Genomic DNA, 26,217 nt, shown 5'->3' with positions numbered 1-26,217 from the left:
AAGGTTCAGCCGTGCTCGCCGGTCCAGCCCGGGTGGTCGATCGCGAGCGCGTCGCGCAGGGTCTCGCGCAGGTGCTGCACCAGGGCATCGTCGGCCAGGTCGATCGCGCCGGACTCGAGGCGGTGCGCCAGTTCCGCGCGCAACGCGGGGAGGTCGTCCGCGTCGGCGTCGAGCAGTGCCTGCAGTCGTGCCCGCTCGGCCGCATCGGCGGCAGCGCCGAGTGCCAGTTCGCGGGTCAACAGGCGCAGCAAGTTGACGATGACCCGCGTGCGAAAGCGTGGGAAGCCGGCCAGTGCCGGCAGCACGTCGCGTTCGAGATCGGTGGCTGCGGCCTGCAGCAGCGTGGTGGCGGAAGGGACGAAGGCGGGCATCGGCGTATCTCCTCAGTCCTTGGCGGTGGCCAGGGTCATGAAGTCCCACAACGGTTCTTCGAGCCGCCTGCCGACGGCGGCGAGTTCGCTGCTCGCGGGCTGTCCGTCGGCGCCGCGGGCGAGGCCGCGGCGCACGCAGGAGATGGCCCATTTGAGGTTGGACATCGCTTCCCAGAAGCGCACGCGGTGCGGGTCGACGCGGATGCCGCTGGCGTGCTCGTAGGCCGCGTACAGGTCTTCGCGCGTGCCGAATCCGCCCGCCTCGCCGCGGCCGCCGAAGCGCCAGCTGCGCATGCAGAGCACGCCCAGGTCGTGCATGGGGTCGCCGATGCGCGCGATCTCCCAGTCGAGCACGCAGCGCACGCCTTCCTTCGGATCGACGATCAGGTTGCCGGTGCGAAAGTCGGAATGCACCACCGTCGATGGGGCGTCGGGCGGCAGGCGATCGCCGATCCAGCGCAGCGCATAGGACAAGGCCGGGTGGACGAAGGCGTGTTCCCTGAGCAGGCCTCCGTAGATGGCGAGTTCGTCCGCGGCATCGAGCCTGGCGAGGAAGGGCAGGCCCGTGGTGGGCATGCGATGGACGGCGGCAAGGATCTCGCCGCACTGGGCCGCGAGGCGTGGCCGCACGGTGTCGAAGGCGGCATCGGAGACGATGCGCTTGCCGAGCGTTTCGCCGTCGATGCGTTCGGTGATGTAGCCGCTGCCGAGCGCGTCCGACGGTTCGAGAACATGCACGACGCGCGGTGCGGGCACGTCCGCGGCACGGGCCTCGATCATCAGCGCCGCATCTTCTTCGGCCGTGAGCTTGGGCGGGCGACGTGCTGCGCCGCCGACGTCCTGCGCACGCGATGGCGTCTGCTGCAGGATCAGCGGATGCCGGCCTTCATCGTCGAGCCAGTCGAAGGACCACGTGGTCTTGGTGGCGCCGCCGGTCAGGCGGGCCAGGGATTGCACCGCGCCGCGTGCGCCGGCGCCGGCGAGCACGGTCGCCAGCGCCTCTCGCGTCGCGTCGATGGTCATGCGGCGGCCAGCGCCGCTGCCGCCGACAGCCGCTTGCGGCACTGCGCGACCATGCGCTCGATCAACTCGGCACACGTCGGAATGTCGTCGATCAGCCCGGCCACCATGCCGGCCCAGATCACGCCGTTGGTCACGTCGCCGCTCTCCAGCGCCGCACGCCCGCGCTGCCCATTGACCAGCGGCCGCAGCACCTCGAACGCCGCACCGCCGGGCCGGTGCTCGAGTTCGAGCACTTCCTCCGACACCGGATTGAGCAGAACACGCGAGCTGTTGCGCAGCGTGCGCATGATGAGCCGCGTGTCGTTCTCGCGTGCCTTCAACAGGGCGTGCTTGACGTTCGCATGCACCGGCGCCTCCTGCGTGGCGACGAAACGCGTGCCCATGTTCACGCCTTCCGCACCGAGCGCCAACGCCGCCGCCATGCCGCGCCCGTCCGCAATACCACCCGAGGCGATCACGGGAATGCTCAGCGCCGACACCGCAGCCGGGATCAGCACCAGGCCCGGCACGTCTTCCTCGCCCGGATGCCCCGCGCATTCGAAGCCGTCGATGCTCACCACGTGCACGCCGCGCTTCTCGGCGGCCAGCGCATGCCGCACCGACGTGCACTTGTGCAGGATCACGATGCCCGCATCACGCAGCCTCTGGAACACCTCGACAGGCACGTTCCCCGCCGTCTCCACGATGCGGATGCCGTGCTCCACGATCACGTCGAGGATGCGCTCGTAGGGCGGTGGGCTGACCGTCGGCAGCATGGTCACGTTCACGCCGAAGGGCTTGTCGGTCATCGCGCGGCAGCGCTCGATCTCGCGGCCCAGGTCGTCGGGTGTGGGCTGGGTCAGCGCGCCCAGCGTGCCCAGGCCGCCGGCGTTGGAGACGGCGGCGCACAGCTCGGCGCGGCCCACCCATTGCATGCCGCCCTGGACGATGGGGTAGCGGATGCCGAGCAACTCGGTGATGCGATTCTTCATGGCAGCGTTCAGCTTTCAGTCCAGGCGTATGTCGTTCTCGCGCGCGATCTTGGTCCAGCGCTTCAGGTCGTCCTGCAGGAACTGCGCGAACTCGGTGTTCGTGTTGGCCACCGGCTCGTATCCCAGCTGATGGATCTTGGCCGCCACGTCGGGCATGGCGGTGATGCGTCGAATCTCGGTGACGTATTTCTCGACGATCGGTGCCGGCGTGCCAGCGGGCAGGAACATCGCGCCCCAGCCCGGCAGGTTGATGTCGGCATAGCCGAGCTCGGCGAAGGTGGGCAGGTCCGGAAAGGTCTTGAGCCGATGCGGCGCGGCCACGGCGATCAGCTTGACCTTGCCGGTCGAGATCTGGTTGGCGTAGAAGCCGACCGAGCCGTAGGCCAGTGCGATGTCGCCGCTGGCCACGTCGGTGAACGATGCGGCTTCGCCCTTGTAGGCGGCATGCTTGATGCGAATGCTCGCGGCCTTGTTGAGGCCCTCGCCGATCAGGTGGGCGCCCGAGCCCACGCCGTAGCTGCCGAAGGTGTACTTCTCCGGGTCCTGCTTCGCGAGCCGCACCACGCCCGGCAGGTCGTTGGCCGGCAGCGCGGCATTGGCCGCGAGCGCGATCGGGAAGCTGGCCACTAGCGACACCGGCGCGAGGTCGCTCATCTTGTACTGCGGGCTCGATTGCAGCACGACGTTCTGTATGAAGCCGCTGATGGTGAAGAGCGCGGTGTAGCCGTCGGCCGGCGATTTGGCGACCGCGGTGGTCGCGAGGATGGTGTTGGCGCCCGGTTTCGATTCGACGATGACCTGCTGCCCCCAGGCCTCGGTGAGCTTGGCGGCATAGAGGCGCGCGAGCACGTCCATGTTGCCGCCGGGCGCGGTCGGGATCACGATGCGGATCGGCTTGGCGGGGAAGGGCGCGTTCTGCGCCGCGGCGGGAAGAGCCGCACCCAGCACGAGGGTGGCGGCAAGAAGCGCGCGGCGTGCGCGCGTGAAATGCATCGGCATGCTTGTCTCCTTCTATTCAGGTCAGGCAGGGCAGGATTCGGTCACCAACTCGGCCGCACGACGCCGTCGCCGAAAGGCTCGTCGCGCTTGCGCACCGCGGCCTTGAAGCCGTGTGCGGCCACGTCGGCGTCGAACTCCTTCTTGGCGTGCGAGAGATGCGCGCGCGCGTCCATCTCGGCCGCCAGGCGGGGCAGCGTGCCGGCGCCCGCCAGCTCCAGCGCGAGGTTGACGATGCGCTTGTTGGTGGCCAGCAGATCGGGGTCGACGGTGGCGAGGCGACCTGCGAGCGCCATCACTTCCTCTTCGAGCTGCGCGGCCGGCGCGCTGGCCACCACGAGCCCGATGCGCGCCGCATCGGCGCCGCTCACCACGTCGCCGCTGAGCAGCAGGCGCTTGGCCCACTGCGGCCCGACGTTGTAGAACCACATGTGGTTGGGCGGCGAGCCCATGGCGCGCGTGGCCGGGAAGCCGATGCGCGCGTCGTCGGCCGCGATCACCATGTCGCAATACAGCGCGAGGTCGGTGCCGCCGGCCACGCAATGGCCGTGCACCTTGGCGATCACCGGCTTGTGCAGCACGAAGGCGGTGCGCAGCAGCTCCTGGAAGCGCTCGAGCTTCCACGCGTCGTCGTCGAAGGAGCCGCTGCCGCTGCGGTAGTCGAGGGCGGCATCGCCCTCGGCGGCGTAGCGTGCATAGGCCGACTTCATGTCGTAGCCCGCGCAGAAGTCGGGACCCGCGCCGTCGAGCACGATCACGCTCACGGCGCGCAGGTCGTCGGCTTCGAGCAGCGCGGCGCGCAGCTCGGTCAGCATCTCCCATGAGAGCGCGTTTCGCCGGTCGGGCCGGTTCAGCGTGATGCGCGCGACGCGCTCGCGCACCTCGAAGCGGATGTGCTCGGTGGATCGAAGCCACTTGCCCATGGAGCGGTCCTCAAATTTGCCGGCCGGCGTTCTGCCAGAACGGGTCGCGCAAACGGCGCTTGAAGATCTTGCCGCTGTCCTCGCGCGGCAGCGTGTCGTGGAAGTCGATGCGCTTGGGCACCTTGAACTTGGCGAGCCTCGGCAACAGGTAGGCCCGGATCTCGTCGACGCCGACCTGCGCACCGGGCATCAGCTCCACCGCAGCGGCCAGCGATTCGCCGAAGTCCTCGTCGGGAATGCCGAACACGGCGCAGTCCTTCACGCCGGGGCACTGGGTCAGCACCATCTCGATCTCGGCCGGGTAGATGTTGGTGCCGCCGAAGATCACCATGTCGGAGCGGCGGTCGCACAGGTAAAGGCGGCCGTCCTTCATGTAGCCCACGTCGCCCAGGCTGATCAGGCCATCGCGTTCCACGCTGCGGCGCTTCTCTTCATGGTTGAGGTAGGTGAAGTCGGCGTACGCGGGCACGCGCGCGAAGATCTCGCCGGTCTCGCCTTCGGGCAGGCGCTTGCCTTCTTCGTCGTAGAAGGCCATGCGCGTGCCCGGCGTGGGCATGCCCACGCAGCCGGGGTGCTCGAGCCAGTCCTGCGGCGTGGCGAGCGTGGCGGTGCCGACTTCGGTGCCGCCGTAGGTCTCGTAGACCACCGGGCCCCACCAGTCCATCAGGTCCTTCTTGACCTCGCGCGGGCAGGGCGCGCCGGTGTGCGTGACCCAGCGCAGCGAGCGCACGTCGTAGCGCGCTCGCACCTCGGCTGGCAGCTTGAGCATGCGGATGAACATGGTCGGCACCATCACCGCGTTGTCGATGCGGTGCTTCTCGATCAGCGCCAGCGTTTCCTCGGGGTCGAACTTCGACTGCAGCACCAGCACGTCGGCCGTCATCAGCGCCTGGCGGCCGTAGGCGTTGGGGGATGCGTGGTACAGCGGGCCGCTCACGAGCGCGCGCACGCCGGGCTTCAGGCCGTAGACGCTCGCGAACAGTTCGACGTAGGCTTTGCTCTCTTCGGGCGTGGCGGGCTGACGCTTCACGCCCTTGGGGTGGCCCGTGGTGCCGGAGGTGTAGATCATGGTCGCGCGGGCGCGGCGCGGCAGCGCCTGCAGCGGCTCGAAGCGTCCGGCCCAGTCGCGCCACACCGTGTCGCCGGACAGCGGCCGCGATGCCTCGGCCGTGACGCCGTAGCGTTGCTGGATCTCCGGCGGCGTCGGCACGACGAAGACCTGGATGCCCGGTGGAATCAGCGCACGGATCGGCGCGAGCAGGTCGGCATGCGCCACGAGCACCTTGGGCTTCGAATCCTCCAGCACGTAGATGACTTCTTCCGTGCGGCCGTGCCAATTGAGCGGCACTCCGTAGGCGCCGACCGCGGCGGCGGCCTGCTGCACCTCGAAGAAGGCGAAGTCGTTGCGCAGCAGCAGCGCGATGGTGTCGCCTTCGTGCACGCCGAGCTGCTCGAAGCCTGCGGCGGCCTGCTGCGCAACGCGCAGCACCTCGTCGCGCGTCATGCCGCGGTCGTCGAGGTAGATCATGGGAGTGGTGCTCATGGGGCGGGTCTCAAGGGAGGGCGGCCGCGAGGCGCGCGGCGTGGGCATCGGCATCGCCGAACAGCTGGTCCATCACATGGATGCGGCGCAGGCAATGGCCGACCGCGTATTCCTCGGTCATGCCGATGCCGCCGTGCAGCTGGATCGCGCCGTGCGCCACCAGCCGTGCATTGCGCGCCACCGAGAGCTTGGCCCGATGCAGGTCGAGGGCGCCGTCTTCATCGGCATCGGGCTCGTCCGCCGCAACGGCCGCGGCCATGGCCATGCTGCGGGTCATCTCCAGCGCGACCAGCATCTCGGCAGCGCGGTGGCGCAGGGCCTGGTTCTCGCCGATCAATCGGCCGAATTGCTTGCGCACGCGCAGGTAGTCCATCGCGAGATCGAAGGCGGCTTCGGCGGCGCCGCTCATGTCGGCGCAGGCGGCGGCGATGCCTGCGGCCACCGTGCCTTCGATGGCGCGGCGGGCCTGCGGGCCGTCGTGCGGATCGGCGAGCGGCTCTGCGGCGGCGGCGTCCAGCGCGAGTTCGCCGGCCGCGGTCTCGTCGACCAGGCGGAACTCGCGCAGCGCCACGCCGGTGCCCTCGGCGTCGACGAGGAAGAGCGCGCAGCCCTGCTCATCGTCCGGCTCGCCGGCGATGCGCGCGCTGACGACGAATTGCCGCGCCGCGCCGGCGGCCAGCACGTTCGACTTGATGCCGTGCAACAGCCAGCGGCCGTCGCGTCGCTCGGCGCGCGTCTCCACCCACAGCGGCGCATGCCGCCCGCCGGGCTCGTCGTGCGCCCAGGCCAGCAGCCGCTCGCCACTGGCCAGGCCCGGCAGCAGGCGCGCCTGCGTGGCTTCGTCGGCGCCCAGCCTGATGGCGGTGCCGGCCAGCACGGTGCTGGCCAGATAGGGCTCCATGGACAGCGCGCGGCCGAAGGCCTGCATCACCGGCATCAGGTCGCGCGCGCCGCCGCCGAAGCCGCCGTGCGCCTCGGGCACGGGCAATGCGGTCAGGCCCAGCTCGGCGAGCGTCGACCATGCGGCTTCGTCATGGGTTGCGCCCGAGGCCACGAGCGCGCGGCGCTTCTCGAAGCTGTAGCGGTCGGCCAGCAGGCGCTTCAGGCTTTCTGCGAGCGCCGACTGGTCCTCGTCGAGTTCGAAATTCATGCGATGTCCTATCCGACGATGGCCTTGGCCAGGATGTCCTTCTGCACTTCGGTCGTGCCGCCGTAGATGGACGCCGCGCGCGAGTAGAAATAGCGCGGCGTGATCGGGCCGTGTTCCACGTCCTCGGCCGAACGGCGCTCCAGCCCGCCGGGCCCGGCGATGCGCGCGAGCAGGGCGTTGATTTCCTGCTGCAACTCGGTGCCCTTGAGCTTGAGCACCGAGGCGAAGGCGGGCAGGCGCTGCTGCTCGCTGTCGGTGAGCAGAAAGCGCCAGTTGGTGATCTCCAATGCGCGCGTCTCGGCTTCCAGCACCGCGATCTCGGTGCGCAGCTTGGGGTCGTCGAGCAGTGGCCGGCCAGCCTGCGTGAAACGCGATGCGAGTTCGCGCGCGTACCCGAGCCGCTCGCGGCACAGGCCGACGTTGGCGATGCCGGTGCGCTCGTTCGACAGCAGGAACTTGGCGCAGTCCCAGCCCCTGTTCTCCTGGCCCACCAGGTTGGCGGCGGGCACGCGCACCTCGTCGAAGAACACCTCGTTGAGGTGATGCTCGCCGTCGATGGACTTGATCGGACGGATCGTGATGCCGGGCGTGCGCAGGTCGATCAACAGGAAGGAGATGCCTTCCTGCTTGCGCGCCTCGGCATCGGTGCGCACCAGCGCGAACACCCAGTCGGCCAGGTGCGCGGTGGTGGTCCAGATCTTCTGGCCGTTGACGATGTAGTGGTCGCCGTCGCGACGCGCGGCGGTGCGCAGCGATGCCAGGTCGGAGCCGCTGCCGGGCTCCGAGAAGCCCTGGCAGAACCAGAGATCGAGGTTGGCCAGCCGCGGCAGGAAGTGGTCGCACTGCGCGGGCGTGCCGAATTTCATCAGCACCGGGCCCAGCATGCCGACGTTGAACACCTGCGGCAGCGGTGCGGGCGCGCGGTAGATCTCGTCGAGCAGGATCAGCCGCTCCATCGCACCCAGGTCGGCGCCGCCGAAGCGCCTGGGCCAGTGCGGCGCGGCCCAGCCGCGTTCGTTGAGGATGCGCTGCCAGGTCACGGTGTCCTGCTTGCGTGGCGGGTGCCCGGCGCGCAGCCTTTGGCGGATGTCCGCTGGCAGGCGCGACCGGATGAAGGAGCGCACTTCGTCTCGAAAGGCGCGCTGCTCTGGGGTCAGGGCGAGGTCCATGTGAATCATCTTATGGTTCAACCAATGAATATGCAATACTGTGGAACCCCGAAAAGGACCCGACCCATGTCGAACGACGATTCGCTCTTTCAACCCGTGCGCACGCGCCGCGGTTTCGAAGCCGTGTGCGACCGCATCCGCGACCAGCTGATGAGCGGCGAGTTGAAGCCGGGCGATCAGCTGCCCGGCGAGCGCGAACTCGCCGAGCGCTTCGGCATCGGCCGCGCAGCCGCGCGCGATGCGCTGCGCAGCCTGGAGGTGTCGGGCGTGGTGGAGGCGCGCAAGGGCATCCAGGGCGGCTTCTTCATCAAGAGCGGCGGCAGCGGCGGCCTCGCGCAGACGGTGCAGGACATGGTGTCGCTCGCGCAGGCCTCGCTCGAGAACGTGATGGAGGCGCGTACCGAGATCATCTGCGTGGCGATCCGCCTGGCCTGCCCGCGCGCGACCGACGAGGAGTTCGACGCGATCCAGCGCGACATCGACCTGCACACCGACCTGTTCCGCCTGGGCCGGGCTTCACGCAACACGCAGTCGGTGATCGAGTTCTATCGGATCATCGCGCTGGCCACGCACAACCCGCTGGTGCTGATGATGGTCGACGCGCTGTCGGAGGTGTACCGCGCCATGCTCGCGAGCGTGGACCCGCGGCCCAACAAGGACATCATGGTGGTGCGCCAGCGCGTGCTGGACCTGATGCGCCAACGCGATGCGCAGGCGGCATCGGATGCGATGGCGGCGCATCTGCGTCGGGTGACGGAATACCTGGTGAGCGAGCGGGACAAGAAGAGCAAGCGCGCCGGCTCGCGCTCCACCTGAGCGCTCAGCCTGTCACCAGCACCACCTTGCCCGTCACGCCGCGCGACGTGATGCTCCGCATCGCCTCCACCGCACGCGGCAGCGGATAGCGCCCCGACACCAGCGGCCGCACGCGGCCCTGCTCGTAGAAGGCCAGCACCTGCTGCAGGTTGGCGCGGGCCTCGGGCCAGCAGCCGTCGCGCCACACGTCGTAGCGCACGCCCAGGATGTCGAAGCCCTTCACGAGCGGGTAGTTCACCTTGATCTCCGGGATGCGGCCCGAGGTGAAGCCGATGACCAGGTAGCGGCCGTCGAAGGCCATGCAGCGAACGGCCTCGTCGAAGGCGTCGCCGCCGACCGGGTCGTAGGCCACGTCGACGCCGCGGCCGGCGGTGAGGGCCTTGACCTCTTCGCGCCAATCGGCGCGTGTGTAGTCGATGGCGTGTTCGGCACCGTGTTCCAGGCACAGTGCGCGCTTCTCGGGCGTACTGGCCGCGGCGATCACGCGTGCGCCCATCGCCTTGCCCAATTGCACCGTGGCCAGGCCCACGCCGCCGGCAGCGCCCAGCACCAGCAACCATTCACCGGCGGCGAGCCGGCCGCGCTGCTTGAGCGCGTAGAGCGTGGTGCCGTAGACCACCGGCGTGGCTGCGGCTTCCTCGAAGCTCATGCCGGAGGGCAGGGCGAGCACGCGGGCGGCATCCAGCACGATCTGCTCGGCGAAGCCACCGCCGCGCGCATCGCCCACACCCATCACGCGATCGCCACGCTTGACCGATCGGACCTCGTCCCCGACGGCCTCGACCACGCCGCCGATCTCACTGCCCGGCACCCAGGGCAGCGGCGGCTTGATCTGGTGCAGGCCTTCGACCTTGAGCGAATCGGGGAAGTTGACGCCGGCGGCATGCACGCGCACGCGCACTTCGTGCGGCAGCAGCGTGCGCTCGGGAAACTCGGCGTAGTCCAGCTGGTCCACGGGGCCGAAGTTGCGGCAGACGATGGCTTTCATGGAGCGGCATTGTGGCGTAAATGGTAAGACCATACAATGATGCGACCAAAAATCGATCACCGCATGTCGCCATGCGGACCGTCATGCAGACCCACATTCTTTGCCTCGCCGGCGATGCCGCGGTGCGTGCCGCGCTTCCCCGCCTGCCGCGCCCGCCGCAGTCGCGCACGCATGTCTACCGCGTGCTGCGCCACATCCCCACCGATTCGGTGAGCGCCGACCAGGCGCGGCGTTCGATCGCACCGGGCGCCGAGCGCTTGCACACGATCGTCGAGTTCGCATTCGCCGACGAGGCGGCGCGTGTCGAGGCGCGCCAGTCGGCCACCTGCCGCGAGTTCGACGCCGCGGTGCAAGCATCGGGCGAGCGCCTGTTCGCCTTCGACACCGCGCCGAACGTGCCCATCGAGCCCGCGCGTGGCGCTGCCCAGGGCGGCTTCCGGCGCTGGATGTTGTTGCAGCGCGCGGCACCCAGCCCGGCCGCCTTCCGCGAGGGCTGGTTCGGCCGCCATGCCGACCTGGTGAAGCGATTGCCGCAGGTGGACGGCTACGTGCAGCACCTGGTCGTGGCGCGCTTCGGGCCCGATGGGCGTGCGGTCGACGAGGACACGCTCGCCGTCGACGGCATCGCCGAACTCTGCTTCGCCGACGAGGCGGCGATGACGGCGTCGTATGCGTCCGATGCCCGCCTGCCGCTGCGCGACGATGGCCGGGCCTTGCTGGGCGGCATCGTGACCCTGCTGGTCCACGGCACGCCGGCGCCATGAAGAGCGGCGATGCCATCGAGGAAGTCGACGTCATCGTGGTCGGCAGCGGTGCGGGCGGCATGGCGGCCGCCGTCGCCGCGAAGAAGCTGGGCCTCGAGGTGCTGGTGGTGGAAAAGGAAGCGTGCTACGGCGGCACCACCGCGCGCTCCGGCGGCGTGCTGTGGATTCCGAACAACCCCATCTCCACGTTCAGGCCGGAGCCCGACACGCCGGAGGCCGCGCGCACCTACCTGCGCCACGAATGCGGCGCGCACTACGACGCTGCGCGCGTCGAGGCCTTTCTCGCCCAGGGCCCGCGCATGGTCGACTTCTTCACGCGACAGACCGACGTGCAGCTGATCCCGCTGCCCGAGTACCCGGACTACCACGCCGAAAGCCCCGGTGGCCGCACGGCGGGCCGCTCGATCATGGCGGCGCCGATGGATGGGCGCGAACTCGGCGAGCACATCCGCCAGTTGCGCCCGCCGCTGCGCGAGATCACCTTCGTCGGGATGATGTTCAACTCGAGCGCGGAGATCTCGCATTTCTTCAACGTCACGCGCTCGCTGCGGTCCGCGGTGTACGTGGCGCGTCGGCTGCTCACCCATGCCCGGGAGATGCTGGTGCATGGCCGCGCGATGCGGCTGACCAATGGCAACGCGCTCGCGGCGCGGCTCGCGAAAAGCGCCTTCGCGCTCGGCATTCCGATGTGGCTCGAGTCGCCGGCCGTGGCGCTGGTGCGTGGTGGCGATGGGGACGGCGGTCGCGTGAGCGGCGTGGTCGTCGCCCGGCCCGGTGGCCGGCGGGTGACGGTGCGTGCGCGCCGCGGCGTGGTGCTGGCGGCGGGTGGATTCCCGCAGGACGTGGCGCGCCGCGGCGAGCTGTTTCCGCATGCACCGACCGGCCATGAGCACCACTCCCCCGCGCCGCCCGGCAACACGGGCGACGGGCTGCGGCTGGCCGAATCGGTGGGCGGCCAGGTGGCGCGCGAGCTACCGAACGCCGGTGCGTGGATTCCTGTCTCGCAGGTGCCGCGCAAGGGTGGCGGCACCGGCGTGTTCCCGCACCTGATCGACCGCTACAAGCCCGGCGTGATCGCGGTCAACCGGCAGGGACTGCGCTTCGCCAACGAGTCCGACTCGTACCACGACGTCGGCGTGCGCATGCAGCAGCACTGCGCCGGCGGGCGCGAGGTCGAGGCATGGCTGATCGCCGACCACCGCACGCTGCGCCGCTACGGCCTGGGCTTCGCCAAGCCCTTTCCGCTGCCGCTGGGCGCGCATCTGCGCAGCGGCTACCTGCTGCGCGGCGCGACGCTGGCCGAACTGGCGCACAAGGCCGGCATCGACGCCCCTTCGCTGCAGAAGACGGTGGACGAATTCAACGTGGGCGCGGTGGACGGAAAGGATCCGCAGTTCCGCCGCGGCTGGCGCGTCTACAACCGCTTCCTGGGCGACCGCACGCACAAGCCCAATCCCTGCGTCGCGCCGGTGGCGCAAGGGCCTTTCTATGCGGTGAAGATCGTGATGGGCGACCTGGGCACCTTCGCCGGCATCCGCACCGACGCGCATGCGCGCGTGCTGGACGCAGAAGGCCGTGCCATCCCCGGCCTGTTCGCCGCGGGCAACGACAACGCCAGCGTGATGGGCGGCGGCTACCCGGGCGGCGGCATCACGCTGGGGCCGGCGATGACCTTCGGTTTCATCGCGGCCGAGTTCATGGCGGCCGACGCCGGCGCTTCGATGGTGGTGGAAGCGCAGCGCGAAGCCGCGCTCAGTCCATCGTGATGTTGTTCGCCTTCACCACCTTGCCCCACAGTTCGTGGTCGGCTCGGATGATGTCGCCCAGTGCCTTGGTGCCGCTCTTCGGCACCACGTAGACGGCGCGGAACTTCTCCTGGATGTCCGGCTGGGCGATGACCTTGGCCACGGCGTCCGCCAGCTTCGCCACCACCTGCGGCGGCGTGCCGGTGCGCGCGACCAGGCCGAACCAAGTCTCGGTGTGATAGCCCGGCACCGCTTCGGAGATGCTCGGCACCTCGGGCAGCAGCGGGCTGCGCTGGCCGGTCGACACGCCGAGGATGCGCATCTTGCCGTCCTTCACGAAGCCGGCCGTCACCGAGGAAGGCGTGGACAGCATGTACTTGGTCTGCCCCGACAGCAGGGCCTGCGCGGCGGGGCCGGCGCCGGGGTAGGGCACCATCACCATGTTCTTGATGCCTGCCGCGTCGTGGAAGGCGACCATGGCGAGCTGCCCCACACCGCCGAGCGCGGAGGCGCCCCATTCGAGCGAACCGGGCTTGGCGCGCGCCTGCTGCACGAACTGCGCGAGCGAGTCGGGCATCGAGGGGTTCGTCATCAGCACCATCGGCGATGTGCCCATCAGCGACACGGGCACGAAGTCCTTCACCGCGTCGTAGCTGGGCTTGCGCTGCACCAGCGGCACGGTCACCAGGCCGCTGCCGTGCAGCAGGAAGGTATACCCGTCGGCTGGCTGCTGTGCCACGTATTGCGAGGCGATGGCGCCGCCCGCGCCGGGCTTGTATTCCATGACCACCGGCTGGCCCAGCAGCTTCTGCAGCGGCTCCTGGATGTAGCGGCCGAGCACGTCGTTCGTGCCGCCGGCCGCGGCGGGCACGATGAACTTGATGGGACGGTCGGGCCAGTTCTCCTGGGCCAGGACCAGGGCCGGGGCGGTGGCGGCGAGCGCCAGCAGGGCGCCCGCGACGAGGGTACGGCGATGCATGTGGGGAGTCTCCTTGGGCTTCGGATGATCGGTTGGAATGGCCTAAATGTCCATAGGTCTTACCAAAAGACCGGCCTCGGCGTATGATGCCCCGATGACCACCACATCCGCCACCCGCACCGTGGCCGAGCGCCAGTTCGACGTCGAGGACGCGCGCGGCCGGACCTACCGCGTCACCCGCTACGTGTGGGAAGAAGAGCACGACGGCGACTGGGTCGAACTCTGGGACATGCTGCTCACCGCCAACGGCGGCCTGGTCGATCCGCTGCCCGACGGCGAAGGCTACTGCGTCGACGGCACCGCCACCTTGGTCCACGAAGTGCCGGGCAGCGTGCGCACCCGGGCGTCGCACGCGTTGGACGCGGTCGTGCCCGCCGGCGCCACCGGGGCACATTGATGGCCGCCGCCGCGCGCCAGGGCCCGCTGGCGGGCCTGCGCGTCGTCGAGATGGCGGGCCTCGCGCCCGGCCCGTTCGCCGCGATGATGCTGGCCGACATGGGCGCCGAGGTGCTGCGCATCGACCGGCCCGATCCGGCGCCCCGTGCGATGCCGCAGCAATTCTGGTTCACCGACCGCAACCGCCGCTCGATCGCGCTGGACCTCAAGAGCAACGACGGCGCGGCGTTGGCGCGGCAACTGATCGGCCGTGCCGATGCGCTGATCGAAGGATTTCGCCCCGGCGTGATGGAGCGCCTGGGCCTGGGGCCCGACGCATGCCTTGCGCTCAATCCGCGCCTGGTCTACGGCCGCATGACGGGCTGGGGCCAGGAAGGCCCGCTCGCGCAGGCGCCGGGCCACGACATCAACTACATCGCACTGGCCGGCGTGCTCGATGCGATCGGGCCGGCCGATGGCCCGCCCGTGGTGCCGCTGAACCTGGTGGGCGACTTCGGCGGCGGCGGCACGTACCTCGCTTTCGGAATCGCCTGCGGCTTGATCGAAGCCGCACGCTCGGGCCGGGGCCAGGTGATCGATGCCGCGATGGTCGACGGCGCCGCCTCGCTCATGACATATTTCTACAGCTACATGGCCGGCGGCAAATGGCAGGGCCGCGGGCGCGGCACGCTGGGCGGTGCGGCGCCGCACTATGGCGTGTACGAGACGAAGGACGGCAAGTACGTGTCGGTCGGTTCGGCCGAGCCCAAGTTCTATGCCGAGCTGCTGCGCGCTACCGGCCTGGACCGCGATGGCGTGCCGGACCGCACGGACCCTGCCAACTGGCCCGCATTGCGCGAGCGGCTGGCGGCGGTGTTCCGCACCCGCACGCGCGACGAGTGGAATGCGCTGCTGGCCTCGTCGGAGATCTGCTTCGCACCCGTGCTGGACCTGCGCGAGGCCGCGGCCCATCCGCACAACGTGGCGCGGCGGACTTTCGTCGAGGTCGACGGCCACGTGCAGCCGGCGCCCGCGCCTCGCTTCTCGCGAACACCGAGCGCGATCCCGCATGCCGGCGTTGCGCCAGGCGTCGACGCGCGAGCCGCGCTCGAGGGCTGGGGCCTGGCGACTGGTGAGATCGACGCGCTGGTGGCGCGCGGCGTGGTCGCCTGACGCCGATTCAGATCGCGTCGGGCCAGCCGGGCGTCGCCTGCCGCTGTCCCGGCAAGGCGGGCGGCTGCGATGCGTCGACGGGATCGATGCGCAGGCGTGTCAGGCGCAGGAAGCAGATCTTCCATTCGCCGTCGTCGGCGGCGCGGTATTCCTCTTCGTAGTGGCCGTAGCCGCGAAAACCCTTGCTGCCGGGCGCTTCCTTGACCGTTCCGCCGTCGGTCCACTCGACGTAGTCCTCCATCGCCCAGACGGCGCGCGCATGGCCCGGCGTGAGGAATCGTATTTCGGGCATGTGGCAGTGGTGCACCGAGATCGTGTCGGCGAGCCGTGTCGAGACGCCCTGCACGAAGGTTGCCACGTCGGCGCCGGCGGGCGCCGAGCCCAGGCCCTCGAAGCGGCAATCGGCCGTGAAGAGGGAGGCGAGGCGTTGCCATTGCTTGGTGTCGATGTAGCGGCAGTAGCGCGCCTTGGTCTCGGCGATGGCCTGGGCGTCGAGCAAACGCTGAAGGGACGGTTCGAAATCGGGCATGCGAGCTCTCCGGGGGATGAACGTGCGTCGATGGCGTCATCGGCGTTGACGGCGTCGAAGCTTGGTAAGTATAATGGTCTTACCAATGATACTTTAGGGCCGCCTTCCATGTTCGAACGCCTCGAAAACGACTTCCCGGTGCACGCGCCGCGCCCCGCCGACGCGCCCGTGGCGCTGGAGGGCATCCGCGTCATCGATTTCAGCCACTTCCTCGCCGGCCCCTTCGCGACCATGATCATGGGCGACATGGGGGCCGACGTGATCAAGGTGGAGACGCCGGGCCGCGGCGACGAGTTCCGCCACTACCCGCCCGTGCCGCCCGAGGCACCCGCGCAGGGCGCGCCCTACGCCTGGGGCAACCGCAACAAGCGCAGCGTGGCGCTCAACTTGAAGAGCCCCGAAGGCGTGGCGGTGGTCAAGGAACTCATCGCCCAGGCCGACGTGCTGTGCGAGAACTTCTCCACCGGCGTGATGGAGCGCTTCGGCCTCGACTACGCGAGCGTGAAGAAGATCAACCCGAAGATCATCTACTGCTCGGTCTCGGCCTACGGGCGCGAGGGCGCCTTCAGCGACCGTCTGGGCTTCGACCCGATCGCGCAAGCCGAGAGCGGCTTCATCTCGATGAACGGCTACAACGACCGCCAGGGCGTGCGCACGCTGTCGCCCGTGGTCGACATCAGCACCGCGATGATGGCCTGCAACGCCATCCTCGGTGCCCTGATCTCGCGCGGCCGCACGGGCCAGGGCCAGCAGATCGAGATCGCGCTCTTCGACAACGCGGTGCTGATGACGGGCTACGCGGCGATGCAGCACATGTACACCGGCGCGCATCCGCAGCGGCACGGCAACACGAGCCCCGACACCTGCCCATCGGGCGTGTTCATGAGCCAGGACAAGCCCTTCTACATCAACTGCGGTAACGACAAGATCTTCCACCGCCTCGCCGGCCAGGTGCTGGAGCGGCCGGACCTGGCGAGCGATCCGGTGTATGCCGACCGCAACGGCCGCATGGCACGGCGCGACGAGATCTTCAAGCTGCTCGAAGACATGTTCGTGCAGCACCCGTGGTCGTACTGGCAGCCGCGCATGCGCGCCGCGCAGATCCCGTGCGGCGAGGTGCGCAGCGTGGGCGACGCGCTGCGCTCGCCCGAGGCGAAGGAGCGCAAGCTGGTCACTCGCATCGAGCATCCGACGCTCGGATGGATTCCGAACGTGCGCCTGCCGATCCTGTACTCCGGCACGCCGCTGGCCGACCCGCAGGCCGCACCGGCCGTGGGCCAGCACACGAACGAGGTGCTGGCGGAGGTGCTGGGCTACGACGGCGCGCGCATCGCTGCGCTGGAGGCCAGTGGTGCACTCGCGCCCGCGGCTGCAGCGCGGCGGCCCGAGCCGGCGGCGGTGGAGGCCGCGGCCGGATGAAAGAGCTTTCGCCCGCTGCCCCGCGCGCCCTGCTGCACACGCGCCGGGTCGAATGCACCGGGTGGGAGCGCGAAGATGGCCTGTTCGACGTCGAGGGCCGCATGTCGGACGTGCGCACGCGCGACCAGGACGGCACGCGCGGCAACGTGCCTCGCCTGGCCGGCGAGCCGGTGCACCTGATGTCGCTGCGCCTCACGCTGGACGAGCACTTCACCATCGTGGCGGCGGAGGCCTGTACGCATCAGGCGCCGTTTGCAGACTGCGGCGACGTCAACGATTTGTACGGGCGGCTCGTAGGGCTGCAGATCAAGGGCGGCCTCGTGAAGGCGGTGAAGGAGCGCTTCTCCGGCCACCTGGGTTGCACGCATCTCACGGAACTGCTCGGGCCGATGGCCACCACGGCCTTCCAGGCGATCGGGCCGGCGATGGAGTTGCGGCGGGCGCAGCGCGGGGAGCCGATGGACGATCCGAAATCTGCGGAGCGCTTGCTCGACAGTTGCCATGGGCTTCGGCGTGGGGGGCATGCGGCGGTGGTTCGCTGGGGTGCGCGCGGGGCTTGACTGCAGGGTTCGCGTGGCCGACGCCTGGGGCGGGCCGAGGGCGGCGGGTGGCCGACTCCGTTCATGTCCCCCGCCGGCCTGAGCCCGCCCCGACCGTTGGCTCCTCAATCTCCGCGCTCCAGTTCACTCCGGCTGAATCCCCTTGGCCTGCAACAACGCCTCGAACCGCGCCCCCTCCTTGTCGACAAGGGCCCGAAACTGCTGCGGCGTGCTGTACTTCGGCTGATTGCCCGACCGCTCCAGCGCCTCGCGCACCGCCGGATCGGCCAGCGCCGTCTTCAGGGTCTCGTTGAGCTTCACCACCACCGCATGCGGCGTACCCGGCGCCGCCACGAGCCCGAAAAATACCTCGGTCGTCATCCCCGGAAAGCCCTGCTCGGCCATCGTCGGCACCTCGGGCAATTCCTTCTCGCGCTGCGGCCCGGTCACCGCCAGCGCCTTGAGCTTGCCCGAGCGCACCAGCGGAATGTTGGAAGACAGCGCGTCGAACAGGAAGTGGATGTTGCCGCCCATGATCGCCGCCGCCGATTCCGCGCCGCCCTTGTAGGGCACGTGCAGCGCATCGAAGCCACCTTCGCTCTTCAGCAACTCCGCCAGCAGGTGCAGGCTGCCGTTCACGCCGTTGGAGCCGAAGCTCAGCTTGCCGGGGTTCGCCTTGCCGTAGGCCACCAGCTCCTTCACGTTGTTCACCCCCAGCGTCGGCGAGGCCACCAGGATGAAGCCCGAGGTCGTGGCCTGGCCGACGGTGATGACCGTCTTCACGTCGTAACCCGGCGCCTTGTAGAGATAGGGCGAGATCGCCATCACGCTGTTGCCCACCCAGACCAGCGTGTAGCCGTCGGCCGGCGCGCGGACGGTCTGCGCGACCGACAGCGTGCCCGATGCCCCGGGCCGGTTCTCGATGACCACCGGTTGGCCGAGCAGCTTGCCCATCTTCTCGCCCACAAGCCGGGCCGTGAGGTCGGTGGTGCCGCCAGCGCCGGCCCCGACAAGGATCTTGATCGGGCGCGACGGGTAGGGCTCCTGCGCCCACAGCGGCGGGGCTGCGATGGCAACTGCGCCGGCGGCAAGCAGGGTGCGGCGCTGGATGCGGCACTCGGTCATGTGTGTCTCCTTCATCGGGTGTGGGAACGATCGGCGGTGTGCGCCCGCAAGCCGCGGGTCGTTTGACATCACGCACGCAGTTTATTATATTGGTCTAACCATTCAACAATGCAACCAATCTAGCATTTCACGATGAACGAAACCCCCGCCCAGGTGCTGGATTCGCTGCTCGCGCAGCGCCACAGTTGTCGTGCTTTCCTCCCGCAGCAGGTGGAGCGCGCCACCATCGAATCGGTGCTGCGCACGGCCCAGCGCGCGGCCTCCTGGTGCAACTCGCAGGCCTGGCAGGTCAACGTGCTGTCGGGCGAAGCGACCGAACGGCTGCGCACGAAGCTGATCGCCGCCGAACGCGCAGGCGAGGGCGGCGCCACCGACTTTCCGTTTCCGCACGACTACCGCGGCGTGTACCTCGACCGCCGGCGCGACTGCGGCTTTCGCCTCTACAGCGCGGTGGGCGTGGAGCGCGGCGACAAGGAAGGCTATGCACGCCAGACGCTCGAGAACTTCCGCTTCTTCGGCGCGCCGCATGTCGCCATCCTGACCAGCGATCCGGGCCTCGGCGTCTACGGCGCGGTCGATGTGGGCGGCTACGTGCAGGTCGTGCTGCTCGCGATGCAGGCCCATGGCCTCGGCGCCATTCCGCAGGCCGCGCTGGCGCATCAGGCGGCACTGATCAAGCAGGAGCTCGGCATCGACGCCGAACGCCCGATGGTGTGCGGCATTTCCTTCGGCTACGAAGACACCGCGCATCCCGCCAACGGCTTCCGCACCACACGCGCACCGCTCGAGCAGGCCGTGCAGTTCGTGGACGCATGAGGGGCGTGGCCGGATGAAGTCCCTCGCAGACCGCAGCATCGCCATCGTCGGCTATGCCGAAACCAAGCTGGTGCGCCGCAGTGGCCGCACTGCGCTGTCGCTGGCCGGCGAGGCCGTCGACCGGCTGCTCGCGCAGACGGGCATCGAGCGCTCGCGCATCGACGGCTTCGCCACCACGCTCGCCATGAGCGAAGGCGGCAACCCGTTCTACAGCAACCTGCTGGCTGAAGGGCTGGGTCTCTCGGTCACCTGGTGCCAGGCCACCGAGATCGGCGGCGCGTCGTCGGGCGGCAACATCGCGCGCGCGGCCGCCGCCATCCAGGCCGGCCTGTGCGACATCGTGCTGTGCCTCGCGTCCGACGCGGTCTCCACCGTCGATCGCTCGGTGCAGTCGGGCCATCGCACCGAATACTGCGACCCGGCCGGCTACGCGGGCCCGCTGTCGGCCTTCGCGCTGCTGTCGAACGTGTACGACCAGCGCCACGGCCTGCCGCACGATGCGCTGGCCAAGCTCGCCGTCACGCAGCGCGAGGGAGCCCTGCTCAACGACAACGCCTGCGAAGTGCTGCGCAAGCCGCTCACCGAGCGCGACTACCTCGAGTCGAAGCTCATCTCCGATCCGCTGCGCATCCTCGATTGCGTGATGCGCTGCGACGGCGCGAGCGCGGTGCTGGTCATGTCGACGCGGCGCGCGCGCGAGATGGGCTTCGAGAAGCTCGTGCATCCGGTCGCCTACGCCGAGCGCATCAACTTCGACCCGGCGGAAGCCAGCGGCGACATGCTCAAGACCGGCTTCACCGACGTGGCGCCGCGCGCTTTCGGCACCGTGGGATGGAAGCCGTCGGACGTGAAGATGCTGCACTGGTACGACGACTTCCTGATCGCGCTGATCCTGCAGCTGGAGCAATGCGGCTTCTGCGGCCCGGGCGAGGGCGGCGCCTTCGTCATGGCGCACGACATGACATGGCATGGCGAGCTGCCGCTCAACACCGGCGGCGGCCAGATCTCGGCCGGCCAGCCCGGCCTGGCCGGCGGTGGCGTCAACCTCGTCGAGTGCCTGCGCCAGATGTTCGGCGAGGCCGGTGCGCGGCAGGTGCGCGACGCCGGCAGCGCCATGCTATCGGGCATCGGCGTGATCCAGTACGCCCGCACCTGGGGCACCAGTACCGTGATGCTGCTGGAGCGGAGCCAATGAGCAAGACCCCCACCTTGCCCGACGTGGGCGCCCCGTTCGTCGAAGGCCTGCGCGACGGCCGGCTGATGCTGCAGTTCGACCGCGGCAACGGCCGCGCCCAGTTCTATCCGCGACCACAGAGCCTGTACAGCGAAGCCGGTGTGATGTGGCGCGAAGCGAGCGGCCGCGGCACGATCTTCGCGCTGACGCTGAGCCGCGTCGGCCCAGCGCATCTGGCCGACAAGGTGCCTTACGCGATGGCGCTGGTGCAACTCGATGAAGGGCCGCGCCTGCTCGCGCGCATCGACGCGCCGTATGACAGCCTGTCCATCGGCCAGGCCGTGGCGGTCGACTGGCAGCACCCCGACTCGCGCGCCTTTCCGGTCTTCAAGCCCGCGGGCTGACCGAGCCGGCGGCACCTTTTTCCTTTCCACGATTCCAGGAGACAAACCATGATGTTCCGACGCCAATGGCTGGCCTTGTCGGCGCTCGCGCTTTCGGCGCTGGCGCTCGGCAGCGCGCAGGCCGACACCTTTCCGAGCCGCCCGATCAAGATCGTCGTGCCCTTCGCCGCGGGCGGCACCGGCGACGTGCTGGTGCGCTCGCTGCAGGAGCCGCTGCAGCGCCACCTGGGCCAGCCCATCGTGGTGGAGAACCGGCTCGGCGCGAGCGGCTCGATGGGCACCGTGTTCGTCAAGAACGCGCCGGCCGACGGCTACACGCTGCTGCAGGTGGGCAACTCGACCGTCACCACGCCGATGCTGCAGAAGACGGCCAACTACGACGCGCAGAAGGACCTCACGCCCGTCGGGCTGATCGCCGCCACGCCGATGGTCTTCCTGGTCAACCCGGTGGTGCCGGCCACCAACATACAGCAGCTGGTGGACTACGCGCGTGCCAATCCGGGCAAGCTGGAGTTCTCGTCGGCCGGGCGCGGGTCGCTCGCGCACCTGGCGACGGAATCGTTCAATCAGGCTGCCGGTTTGAAGATGGTGTTCGTGCCTTACCAGGGCGCGGCGCAGGCGGTCAATGCGGTGCTGGCCGGCGAAGTGAAGGTGGCGCTGACCACGCCTTCGGACGCGATCAACTCCTTCGTGAGCTCGGGCCGCGTGAAGATGCTGGCGGTGTCGAGCGAGAAGCGCAGCCCGCTGCTGCCCGAGGTGCCGGCCATCTCGGAGACGCTGCCCAACTTCGCGGTCAACGCCTTCTTCGGCCTCTCGGCGCCGGCGGGCACGCCGCCCGAGGTGATCGCGAAGCTCAACGACGCGATGAACAAGTCGATCGCCGAGCCGGGCATGCAGGCCAAGCTCAAGGCCTTGGGCATGTTCCCGCGCCCCGCCAGTGCAGCGAGCTTCGGCGACATGATGAAGCGCGATCATGCGCTGTGGACCGGCGTGATCGCCAAGGCCGGCATCGAGGCGGAATGACGATGACGCTCGACGACTATTCGCCCGAGCGCATCGCCGACCGCATGCAGATCCAGGACTGCATGTACCGCTGGTGCCGCGCGGTGGACAGGCTCGACTTCAGCGGCATCCGCGACGTGTTCCATGCCGACGCGATCGACATGCACGGCGCCTACGACGGCCCGGTCGACGGGCTGGTCGACTGGATCAGCAAGCGTCACGCAGCCATTCCGTTTTCGATGCACGCGGTGAGCAACCTGCTGATCGAATTTGCCGGCTCCGACCTCGCGCTGGTCGAGACCTACGTGCGCACCACGCAGCGCTACCCGGCAGAGGCCCGCGCCGCGCTCGACCAGCTCGCCGGCGGCAAGGCCGGCACCGGCGACGGCGGCATGGACCTCATGACCTGCTCGCGCTACGTCGACCGTTTCGAGCGGCGGGACGATCGCCGCTGGAAGATCGCGCATCGCACGCTGGTGGCTGACTGGAAGCAGTTCGTGCCCGTGCCCGCCGACCAGCCGACGCCGCCCGCATCGCAGCAGACCGGGCAGCGCAACCAGGACGACTTCATCTTCCGGCAACGACGCGCATTGGGGATCGAGCCATGAACCGCAAGCAGTTTCTTCGCATCACGATCGGGTCTCTGGCCGCGGGCGCCGCATGGCCGGCGCTGGCCGCCTATCCCGAGAAGCCCATCGTGCTGGTGGTGCCGTATCCGCCTGGCGGCATGGGCACCACCTTCGGCAACATCGTGAGCGAGGCGCTGGGCCCCAAGCTGGGCGAGCGCATCGTGGTCGACTACAAGCCCGGTGCCAACGGCGCGCTCGGCGCGGGCCAGGTCGCCAAGGCGCAGCCGGACGGCTACACGCTGCTGATGGCCGTCAACAGCACGATGGCGATCAACCCGCACCTGTATTCGAAGCTGCCCTTCGACCCGGTCAAGGACTTCGCGCCGGTGTCGATGATCTTCACCAACTCGAACGTGCTGGTGGTCAATGCATCGAGCCCGGTGCATTCGGTGAAGGACCTGATCGCAATGGCCAAGGCGAAGCCCGGGCGCATCAACTACGGCTCGGCCGGCAACGGCTCCACGCCGCACCTGTCGGGCGAGATGTTCCGCCAGCTCACCGGCTCGCCGGTGGTGCACGTGCCCTACCGCGGCAGCGGGCCGGCCATCGTCGACCTGCTGGGCGGCCAGCTCGATTTTCTGTTCGTCGACACCTCGGTGCTGCCGCAGGTGCGTGCGGGCAAGCTGCGGGCATTGGCCGTCACCGGCCCCAAGCGCCTGGGCGCCGCGCCCGAGTTGCCGACCATGGAAGAAGAGGGCGTGAAGGGCTTCGTGGTCGACACCTGGTACAGCATCTGCGCACCGGCCGGCACGCCGCCCGAGGCGGTGAAGCGGCTCAACGAAGAGATCGCGAAGATGCTGGCCGACCCGGCCGTGCGCCAGCGCATGCGCGACATCGGCGTGGACCCGGCGGAAGACACGAGCGCGGCCTATCTGCAAAAGACCATCCAGGCGGACAGCGCGCGGTGGAAGAAGTTCATCCAGTCGACGGATATTCGGTTGGACTGAGGGACTTGCCTCCCTGCCCCGTTGGCGGCAGGCTGGGGCGGGGCATCGCACGATCGTTCAGCCTGTCCTCGATCGTTGCGTACCGGCTCAGATCACCCCTTCGCGCGTCAGCGCGCGAATGTCGGCAGTGCCATAGCCCAGCAGCTCGCCCAGCACGTACTCGTTGTCCTCCCCATACACCGGCGCCCCGCGCTGCGGCAGTCCGCCGACGTCGCTCGGTGTTCTCGACAGCCGCGCCGGCAATTCGGTGATCGGCCAAGTGCCGATGCGCGGCGCCGTCACCTCGGTCATCCATCGTTGCTGCGCCAGTTGGGGGTCGTGTTCGCAACGGTCCTCGGCGGTCTGGCAGACGCCGGCGGCGATCCCCTGCGATTGCAGCAGCGCCATGCAGGCGTAGCGCTCCTGGGTGCAGGTCCAGGCTTCGACGGCCAGGTCGAGCGCGTCCTGGTTCGCGATGCGCGCACAGAGCGTGGCGAAGCGCGGATCGCGCAGCGCGGCCGGATCGCCCGCGGCGCGCACCAGCGCCTGCCAGTCGGCGTCGTCGAAGCAGGCGATCGCGATCCAGTGGTCGTCGCCGGCGCAGCGGTAGGCGCCGTGCGGAGCGGCCGGCACGTAAGGCGAGCGGTTGCCCGTGCGTGCGAAGGGCTTGCGGTGGAGCGCCCATTCGAGGCACTGCACGCCGGTCAGCATCAGGCCCGACTCGCACTGCGAGGCGTCGATCCACTGGCCCTGGCCGGTACGCTCGCGATGCAGCAGGCCGGCGAGGATGGCCTGCGCGAAGCCGTAAGCGCCCATCCAGTCCAGGTACGAATAACCCCAGCCGGCCGGCGGCGCGGGCTCGGGCAGGCCGGACATCTCGCTGATGCCGGTGAAGGCCGCCGCAATCGGACCGACCGTGCGCATGCGGCCGTAGCGGCCGTGCGCGCCCATGCCGGACTGCTGCACGTAGACGATGTCCGGTCGGAGCGCCTTCATCGCCTCGTAGCCCAGCCCCCAGCGGTCCATCACGCCCGGCGAGAAGCCTTCGGCCACCACGTCGCTGATGGCCACCAGCCTGCGCGCGATTTCCAGGCCGCGCGGGTCGCGGATGTTCAGCGACAGCCCGCGCTTGCCGGCGTTCTTGTGGTTGTAGTGGCCGCCCATGGCCGGGTCGTCGATGCCGGGCAGCGGGTCGGTCGTGGCGCGGCGCGCATCGCGGCCCCCCACCGGCGCCATCGCGCCTAGGCGGCTGTCGAGGTTGTCCTTCCATTCGACCTTGATGCACTCCGCACCGAGGGCAGTGACCATGCGCGTGCCGCCGGCGGAGGCGAGGAACCACGAGAAGTCGAGGATGCGGATGCCTTGCAAAGCGAAGGGCTTGCCGAGCCGCGAAGAAGCCAGCCTGGCCGGTGTCGATGTGCGCGGCGTGCCGGCGCCGGCACCGGCGTGCTGCGTTGGCTGGCGCTCGCCCGGCGCGGGCGCAGGCCGTGCAGCCACCCAGGAGGTGCCCGATCCGATCCACTTGCTGCGCGGGTAGGGCAGTCCATCGATCCACGCGTAGCTGCCGCGCGCGGCCCAGTGCGCATCGTCGAGGTTCTCGTGCGGCTTGCGCAGCGGCGCCCACATGAGGCCTTGCGCCTGCGCTTGCTGCCACGGCAGGTCGTCGAAGCGGAAGCTGCGCACGAGCCGCTGCACCACCTCGAAGACATGGGCCTTGTGCGGATCGAAGGGCGTGGCCCCGGGCACGTCGCGGCGCTTGGGATCGCGCTTCGGGTCCGGGCCGGTGAGGTCGGCCGCCATGCCCCAGGCCGACAGGAATTCGACCACCTTCTTCTCGTCCGCCGCGGTCACCATCCAGCCTAGGTTCCAGCGCCCGTCCTTCGTCTGCGCCATCGGCGTGGCGGGATTGAGCAGCTCGGCCGAATGCCGGCAGGTCTGGCGGTGCTGGTGCGCAGCGCGCATCACCCATGACATCAGGTCCATCTCGGTCGAGACCGCCACCGCCGTGTGGATGGCGCAGCTCACGTCCTGGCCCTCCCCGGTGCGTGCGCGGTGCAGCAGCGCGCCGAGGATGCCGATCAGCGCTTGTTCGCATGCGATGTGGCTCGCGTGGAAGGCCTGCGGCGCGATCGGCGGCAGGTCGTAGCGGCCGCGGGGGTCGGGATCGTAGCCGGTGTTCATCATCACGCCGCCGAGTGCCAGGTGGACCAGGTCGCTGCCGCGATAGTCCTTCCATGGCCCGTCGTCGCCGAAAGGTGTGATGCGCGCGGTGACCAGGCCCGGGAAGCGTCGCGCGAGCTCCGGCAGTGCGAGTCCCGTGGCGGCCTCGAGCTGCGCGAGGCCGCCGCACAGGAACACGTCGGCTTCTTCCAGCAGCGCCAGCAGGGCAGCACGGCCGGCGGGGTCTGCCAGGTCCAGCAATGCCGACGATTTGTCGCGGTCGTAGGCCAGGAAAAAGAGCGAGCGGCCGTCGTCGGCGAAGGGCGCGAGCCGACGCGATGCCGCGCCCTCCGGGGGCTCCACCTTGGTGACGTGCGAGCCGAGCCCGGCGAGGAGCAGGCCGCAGTACTCGGCTTCGGGCTCGCACAACTCCACCACGCGCAGCCCCTGCAGCAGGCCTGGATTGGCAGAATGATTGAATGGTTGGACCATTTGGATTATTATAGGT

General features: G+C 69.5%; 26 protein-coding genes. 13 read left to right on the top strand and 13 right to left on the bottom strand.

The genetic code is table 11. From position 1 onward, the window contains the following. Positions 1 to 5: 5 nt before the first annotated feature. From B0W80_RS14310 to B0W80_RS14275, 8 genes are read right to left on the bottom strand one after another with little or no spacing between them, the layout of a single operon-like run. Positions 6 to 371: a DUF6285 domain-containing protein gene (locus tag B0W80_RS14310; RefSeq protein WP_076999818.1), complete on the bottom strand. Its 366-nt coding sequence runs from the start codon at positions 369 to 371 to the stop codon at positions 6 to 8. Between the two features lie 12 nt (positions 372 to 383). Continuing rightward, on the bottom strand, positions 384 to 1,394 hold the full coding sequence (locus B0W80_RS14305) for a phosphotransferase family protein (RefSeq protein WP_076999854.1): 1,011 nt from the start codon (positions 1,392 to 1,394) through the stop codon (positions 384 to 386). Further along, complete coding sequence (locus B0W80_RS14300) at positions 1,391 to 2,365, bottom strand: nitronate monooxygenase family protein (RefSeq protein ID WP_076999817.1); 975 nt, start codon at positions 2,363 to 2,365, stop codon at positions 1,391 to 1,393. The genes B0W80_RS14305 and B0W80_RS14300 overlap by 4 nt, the downstream gene beginning before the upstream one ends. Before the next feature lie 15 nt (positions 2,366 to 2,380). After that, positions 2,381 to 3,364, bottom strand: coding sequence for a tripartite tricarboxylate transporter substrate binding protein (locus B0W80_RS14295; protein ID WP_083745392.1), 984 nt, complete (start codon positions 3,362 to 3,364; stop codon positions 2,381 to 2,383). 41 nt (positions 3,365 to 3,405) lie between these two features. Next, on the bottom strand, positions 3,406 to 4,284 hold the full coding sequence (locus B0W80_RS14290; RefSeq protein WP_076999816.1) for a crotonase/enoyl-CoA hydratase family protein: 879 nt from the start codon (positions 4,282 to 4,284) through the stop codon (positions 3,406 to 3,408). 10 nt (positions 4,285 to 4,294) lie between these two features. Beyond that, on the bottom strand, positions 4,295 to 5,827 hold the full coding sequence (locus B0W80_RS14285; protein ID WP_076999815.1) for an acyl-CoA synthetase: 1,533 nt from the start codon (positions 5,825 to 5,827) through the stop codon (positions 4,295 to 4,297). 10 nt (positions 5,828 to 5,837) lie between these two features. Beyond that, on the bottom strand, positions 5,838 to 6,977 hold the full coding sequence (locus B0W80_RS14280) for an acyl-CoA dehydrogenase family protein (protein WP_076999814.1): 1,140 nt from the start codon (positions 6,975 to 6,977) through the stop codon (positions 5,838 to 5,840). Positions 6,978 to 6,985: 8 nt separating this feature from the next. Next, a complete protein-coding gene (locus tag B0W80_RS14275; protein WP_076999852.1) occupies positions 6,986 to 8,146 on the bottom strand; it encodes an acyl-CoA dehydrogenase family protein in 1,161 nt (386 codons plus the stop codon). A gap of 66 nt (positions 8,147 to 8,212) precedes the next feature. Between B0W80_RS14275 and B0W80_RS14270 the strand changes: the two genes are divergently transcribed. Beyond that, positions 8,213 to 8,962 (top strand): FadR/GntR family transcriptional regulator, encoded by a 750-nt coding sequence (locus B0W80_RS14270; protein ID WP_076999813.1) that lies wholly within the window; start codon positions 8,213 to 8,215, stop codon positions 8,960 to 8,962. 4 nt (positions 8,963 to 8,966) lie between these two features. Here B0W80_RS14270 and B0W80_RS14265 read toward each other — a convergent pair whose 3' ends face one another. Further along, on the bottom strand, positions 8,967 to 9,950 hold the full coding sequence (locus tag B0W80_RS14265) for an NADPH:quinone oxidoreductase family protein (RefSeq protein WP_076999812.1): 984 nt from the start codon (positions 9,948 to 9,950) through the stop codon (positions 8,967 to 8,969). Between the two features lie 83 nt (positions 9,951 to 10,033). Here B0W80_RS14265 and B0W80_RS14260 point away from each other — a divergent pair, with 83 nt between their 5' ends. Together B0W80_RS14260 and B0W80_RS14255 are read left to right on the top strand one after the other, a co-directional pair. Further along, positions 10,034 to 10,714, top strand: coding sequence for an EthD domain-containing protein (locus tag B0W80_RS14260; RefSeq protein ID WP_179106919.1), 681 nt, complete (start codon positions 10,034 to 10,036; stop codon positions 10,712 to 10,714). Further along, entirely contained in the window at positions 10,711 to 12,480 is a 1,770-nt protein-coding gene (locus tag B0W80_RS14255) for an FAD-dependent oxidoreductase (RefSeq protein ID WP_076999810.1), read from the top strand. The genes B0W80_RS14260 and B0W80_RS14255 overlap by 4 nt, the downstream gene beginning before the upstream one ends. On the opposite strand, the gene B0W80_RS14250 is transcribed toward B0W80_RS14255, so the two are convergent. Beyond that, positions 12,467 to 13,438, bottom strand: coding sequence for a tripartite tricarboxylate transporter substrate binding protein (locus B0W80_RS14250; RefSeq protein ID WP_076999809.1), 972 nt, complete (start codon positions 13,436 to 13,438; stop codon positions 12,467 to 12,469). The genes B0W80_RS14255 and B0W80_RS14250 overlap by 14 nt on opposite strands. Positions 13,439 to 13,532: 94 nt before the next feature. On the opposite strand from B0W80_RS14250, the gene B0W80_RS14245 reads away from it, so the two are divergent. Together B0W80_RS14245 and B0W80_RS14240 are read left to right on the top strand one after the other, a co-directional pair. Further along, entirely contained in the window at positions 13,533 to 13,835 is a 303-nt protein-coding gene (locus tag B0W80_RS14245) for a hypothetical protein (RefSeq protein WP_076999808.1), read from the top strand. After that, complete coding sequence (locus B0W80_RS14240) at positions 13,835 to 14,986, top strand: CaiB/BaiF CoA-transferase family protein (protein WP_076999807.1); 1,152 nt, start codon at positions 13,835 to 13,837, stop codon at positions 14,984 to 14,986. The genes B0W80_RS14245 and B0W80_RS14240 overlap by 1 nt, the downstream gene beginning before the upstream one ends. Before the next feature lie 7 nt (positions 14,987 to 14,993). Here B0W80_RS14240 and B0W80_RS14235 read toward each other — a convergent pair whose 3' ends face one another. Further along, the gene (locus B0W80_RS14235) at positions 14,994 to 15,515 is read right to left on the bottom strand and encodes a nuclear transport factor 2 family protein (protein WP_076999806.1); all 522 of its coding nucleotides are present in this window, start codon (positions 15,513 to 15,515) and stop codon (positions 14,994 to 14,996) included. Between the two features lie 108 nt (positions 15,516 to 15,623). Here B0W80_RS14235 and B0W80_RS14230 point away from each other — a divergent pair, with 108 nt between their 5' ends. Both B0W80_RS14230 and B0W80_RS14225 read left to right on the top strand, forming a co-directional pair. Then, positions 15,624 to 16,934, top strand: coding sequence for a CaiB/BaiF CoA-transferase family protein (locus B0W80_RS14230; RefSeq protein ID WP_076999805.1), 1,311 nt, complete (start codon positions 15,624 to 15,626; stop codon positions 16,932 to 16,934). Further along, a complete protein-coding gene (locus tag B0W80_RS14225) occupies positions 16,931 to 17,494 on the top strand; it encodes a DUF2889 domain-containing protein (protein ID WP_076999804.1) in 564 nt (187 codons plus the stop codon). Before B0W80_RS14230 ends, B0W80_RS14225 begins: the two co-directional genes overlap by 4 nt. Positions 17,495 to 17,617: 123 nt before the next feature. Here B0W80_RS14225 and B0W80_RS14220 read toward each other — a convergent pair whose 3' ends face one another. Then, positions 17,618 to 18,598 carry a tripartite tricarboxylate transporter substrate binding protein gene (locus tag B0W80_RS14220; protein WP_076999803.1) on the bottom strand — a complete coding sequence of 327 codons (981 nt, stop codon included), beginning with the start codon at positions 18,596 to 18,598 and terminating at the stop codon, positions 17,618 to 17,620. A 132-nt stretch (positions 18,599 to 18,730) separates the two neighbouring features. Here B0W80_RS14220 and B0W80_RS14215 point away from each other — a divergent pair, with 132 nt between their 5' ends. From B0W80_RS14215 to B0W80_RS14190, 6 genes are read left to right on the top strand one after another with little or no spacing between them, the layout of a single operon-like run. Next, the gene (locus B0W80_RS14215; protein WP_076999802.1) at positions 18,731 to 19,414 is read left to right on the top strand and encodes a nitroreductase; all 684 of its coding nucleotides are present in this window, start codon (positions 18,731 to 18,733) and stop codon (positions 19,412 to 19,414) included. 13 nt (positions 19,415 to 19,427) lie between these two features. Next, positions 19,428 to 20,609, top strand: a complete 1,182-nt coding sequence (locus tag B0W80_RS14210) for a thiolase family protein (protein WP_076999801.1) — start codon at positions 19,428 to 19,430, stop codon at positions 20,607 to 20,609. Then, positions 20,606 to 20,992 (top strand): Zn-ribbon domain-containing OB-fold protein, encoded by a 387-nt coding sequence (locus tag B0W80_RS14205; RefSeq protein WP_076999800.1) that lies wholly within the window; start codon positions 20,606 to 20,608, stop codon positions 20,990 to 20,992. Before B0W80_RS14210 ends, B0W80_RS14205 begins: the two co-directional genes overlap by 4 nt. A 48-nt stretch (positions 20,993 to 21,040) precedes the next feature. Further along, positions 21,041 to 22,015, top strand: a complete 975-nt coding sequence (locus B0W80_RS14200; protein ID WP_076999799.1) for a tripartite tricarboxylate transporter substrate binding protein — start codon at positions 21,041 to 21,043, stop codon at positions 22,013 to 22,015. Positions 22,016 to 22,017: 2 nt separating this feature from the next. Further along, entirely contained in the window at positions 22,018 to 22,602 is a 585-nt protein-coding gene (locus tag B0W80_RS14195; RefSeq protein ID WP_076999798.1) for a nuclear transport factor 2 family protein, read from the top strand. Further along, positions 22,599 to 23,570 carry a tripartite tricarboxylate transporter substrate binding protein gene (locus B0W80_RS14190; RefSeq protein ID WP_076999797.1) on the top strand — a complete coding sequence of 324 codons (972 nt, stop codon included), beginning with the start codon at positions 22,599 to 22,601 and terminating at the stop codon, positions 23,568 to 23,570. The genes B0W80_RS14195 and B0W80_RS14190 overlap by 4 nt, the downstream gene beginning before the upstream one ends. A gap of 87 nt (positions 23,571 to 23,657) precedes the next feature. On the opposite strand, the gene B0W80_RS14185 is transcribed toward B0W80_RS14190, so the two are convergent. Then, positions 23,658 to 26,201: a CoA transferase gene (locus B0W80_RS14185; RefSeq protein ID WP_179106918.1), complete on the bottom strand. Its 2,544-nt coding sequence runs from the start codon at positions 26,199 to 26,201 to the stop codon at positions 23,658 to 23,660. Positions 26,202 to 26,217 lie beyond the last annotated feature (16 nt).

It is taken from the genome of Variovorax sp. KK3, from assembly GCF_001984055.1.
In the GTDB taxonomy this organism is placed as follows: Bacteria; Pseudomonadota; Gammaproteobacteria; order Burkholderiales; family Burkholderiaceae_C; genus Variovorax.
This window is presented reverse-complemented; position numbering and strand designations above follow the sequence as displayed.

Coding starts and splice junctions, on each gene's coding strand:
- B0W80_RS14210 (WP_076999801.1), top strand. CDS start 19,428: ATGAAGTCCCTCGCAGACCGCAGCATCGCCATCGTCGGCTATGCCGAA.
- B0W80_RS14310 (WP_076999818.1), bottom strand. CDS start 371: ATGCCCGCCTTCGTCCCTTCCGCCACCACGCTGCTGCAGGCCGCAGCC.
- B0W80_RS14255 (WP_076999810.1), top strand. CDS start 10,711: ATGAAGAGCGGCGATGCCATCGAGGAAGTCGACGTCATCGTGGTCGGC.
- B0W80_RS14260 (WP_179106919.1), top strand. CDS start 10,034: ATGCAGACCCACATTCTTTGCCTCGCCGGCGATGCCGCGGTGCGTGCC.
- B0W80_RS14225 (WP_076999804.1), top strand. CDS start 16,931: ATGAAAGAGCTTTCGCCCGCTGCCCCGCGCGCCCTGCTGCACACGCGC.
- B0W80_RS14240 (WP_076999807.1), top strand. CDS start 13,835: ATGGCCGCCGCCGCGCGCCAGGGCCCGCTGGCGGGCCTGCGCGTCGTC.
- B0W80_RS14295 (WP_083745392.1), bottom strand. CDS start 3,364: ATGCCGATGCATTTCACGCGCGCACGCCGCGCGCTTCTTGCCGCCACC.
- B0W80_RS14275 (WP_076999852.1), bottom strand. CDS start 8,146: ATGGACCTCGCCCTGACCCCAGAGCAGCGCGCCTTTCGAGACGAAGTG.
- B0W80_RS14305 (WP_076999854.1), bottom strand. CDS start 1,394: ATGACCATCGACGCGACGCGAGAGGCGCTGGCGACCGTGCTCGCCGGC.
- B0W80_RS14215 (WP_076999802.1), top strand. CDS start 18,731: ATGAACGAAACCCCCGCCCAGGTGCTGGATTCGCTGCTCGCGCAGCGC.
- B0W80_RS14205 (WP_076999800.1), top strand. CDS start 20,606: ATGAGCAAGACCCCCACCTTGCCCGACGTGGGCGCCCCGTTCGTCGAA.
- B0W80_RS14200 (WP_076999799.1), top strand. CDS start 21,041: ATGATGTTCCGACGCCAATGGCTGGCCTTGTCGGCGCTCGCGCTTTCG.
- B0W80_RS14290 (WP_076999816.1), bottom strand. CDS start 4,284: ATGGGCAAGTGGCTTCGATCCACCGAGCACATCCGCTTCGAGGTGCGC.
- B0W80_RS14190 (WP_076999797.1), top strand. CDS start 22,599: ATGAACCGCAAGCAGTTTCTTCGCATCACGATCGGGTCTCTGGCCGCG.
- B0W80_RS14235 (WP_076999806.1), bottom strand. CDS start 15,515: ATGCCCGATTTCGAACCGTCCCTTCAGCGTTTGCTCGACGCCCAGGCC.
- B0W80_RS14245 (WP_076999808.1), top strand. CDS start 13,533: ATGACCACCACATCCGCCACCCGCACCGTGGCCGAGCGCCAGTTCGAC.
- B0W80_RS14185 (WP_179106918.1), bottom strand. CDS start 26,201: ATGGTCCAACCATTCAATCATTCTGCCAATCCAGGCCTGCTGCAGGGG.
- B0W80_RS14300 (WP_076999817.1), bottom strand. CDS start 2,365: ATGAAGAATCGCATCACCGAGTTGCTCGGCATCCGCTACCCCATCGTC.
- B0W80_RS14230 (WP_076999805.1), top strand. CDS start 15,624: ATGTTCGAACGCCTCGAAAACGACTTCCCGGTGCACGCGCCGCGCCCC.
- B0W80_RS14285 (WP_076999815.1), bottom strand. CDS start 5,827: ATGAGCACCACTCCCATGATCTACCTCGACGACCGCGGCATGACGCGC.
- B0W80_RS14280 (WP_076999814.1), bottom strand. CDS start 6,977: ATGAATTTCGAACTCGACGAGGACCAGTCGGCGCTCGCAGAAAGCCTG.
- B0W80_RS14265 (WP_076999812.1), bottom strand. CDS start 9,950: ATGAAAGCCATCGTCTGCCGCAACTTCGGCCCCGTGGACCAGCTGGAC.
- B0W80_RS14250 (WP_076999809.1), bottom strand. CDS start 13,438: ATGCATCGCCGTACCCTCGTCGCGGGCGCCCTGCTGGCGCTCGCCGCC.
- B0W80_RS14195 (WP_076999798.1), top strand. CDS start 22,018: ATGACGCTCGACGACTATTCGCCCGAGCGCATCGCCGACCGCATGCAG.
- B0W80_RS14220 (WP_076999803.1), bottom strand. CDS start 18,598: ATGACCGAGTGCCGCATCCAGCGCCGCACCCTGCTTGCCGCCGGCGCA.
- B0W80_RS14270 (WP_076999813.1), top strand. CDS start 8,213: ATGTCGAACGACGATTCGCTCTTTCAACCCGTGCGCACGCGCCGCGGT.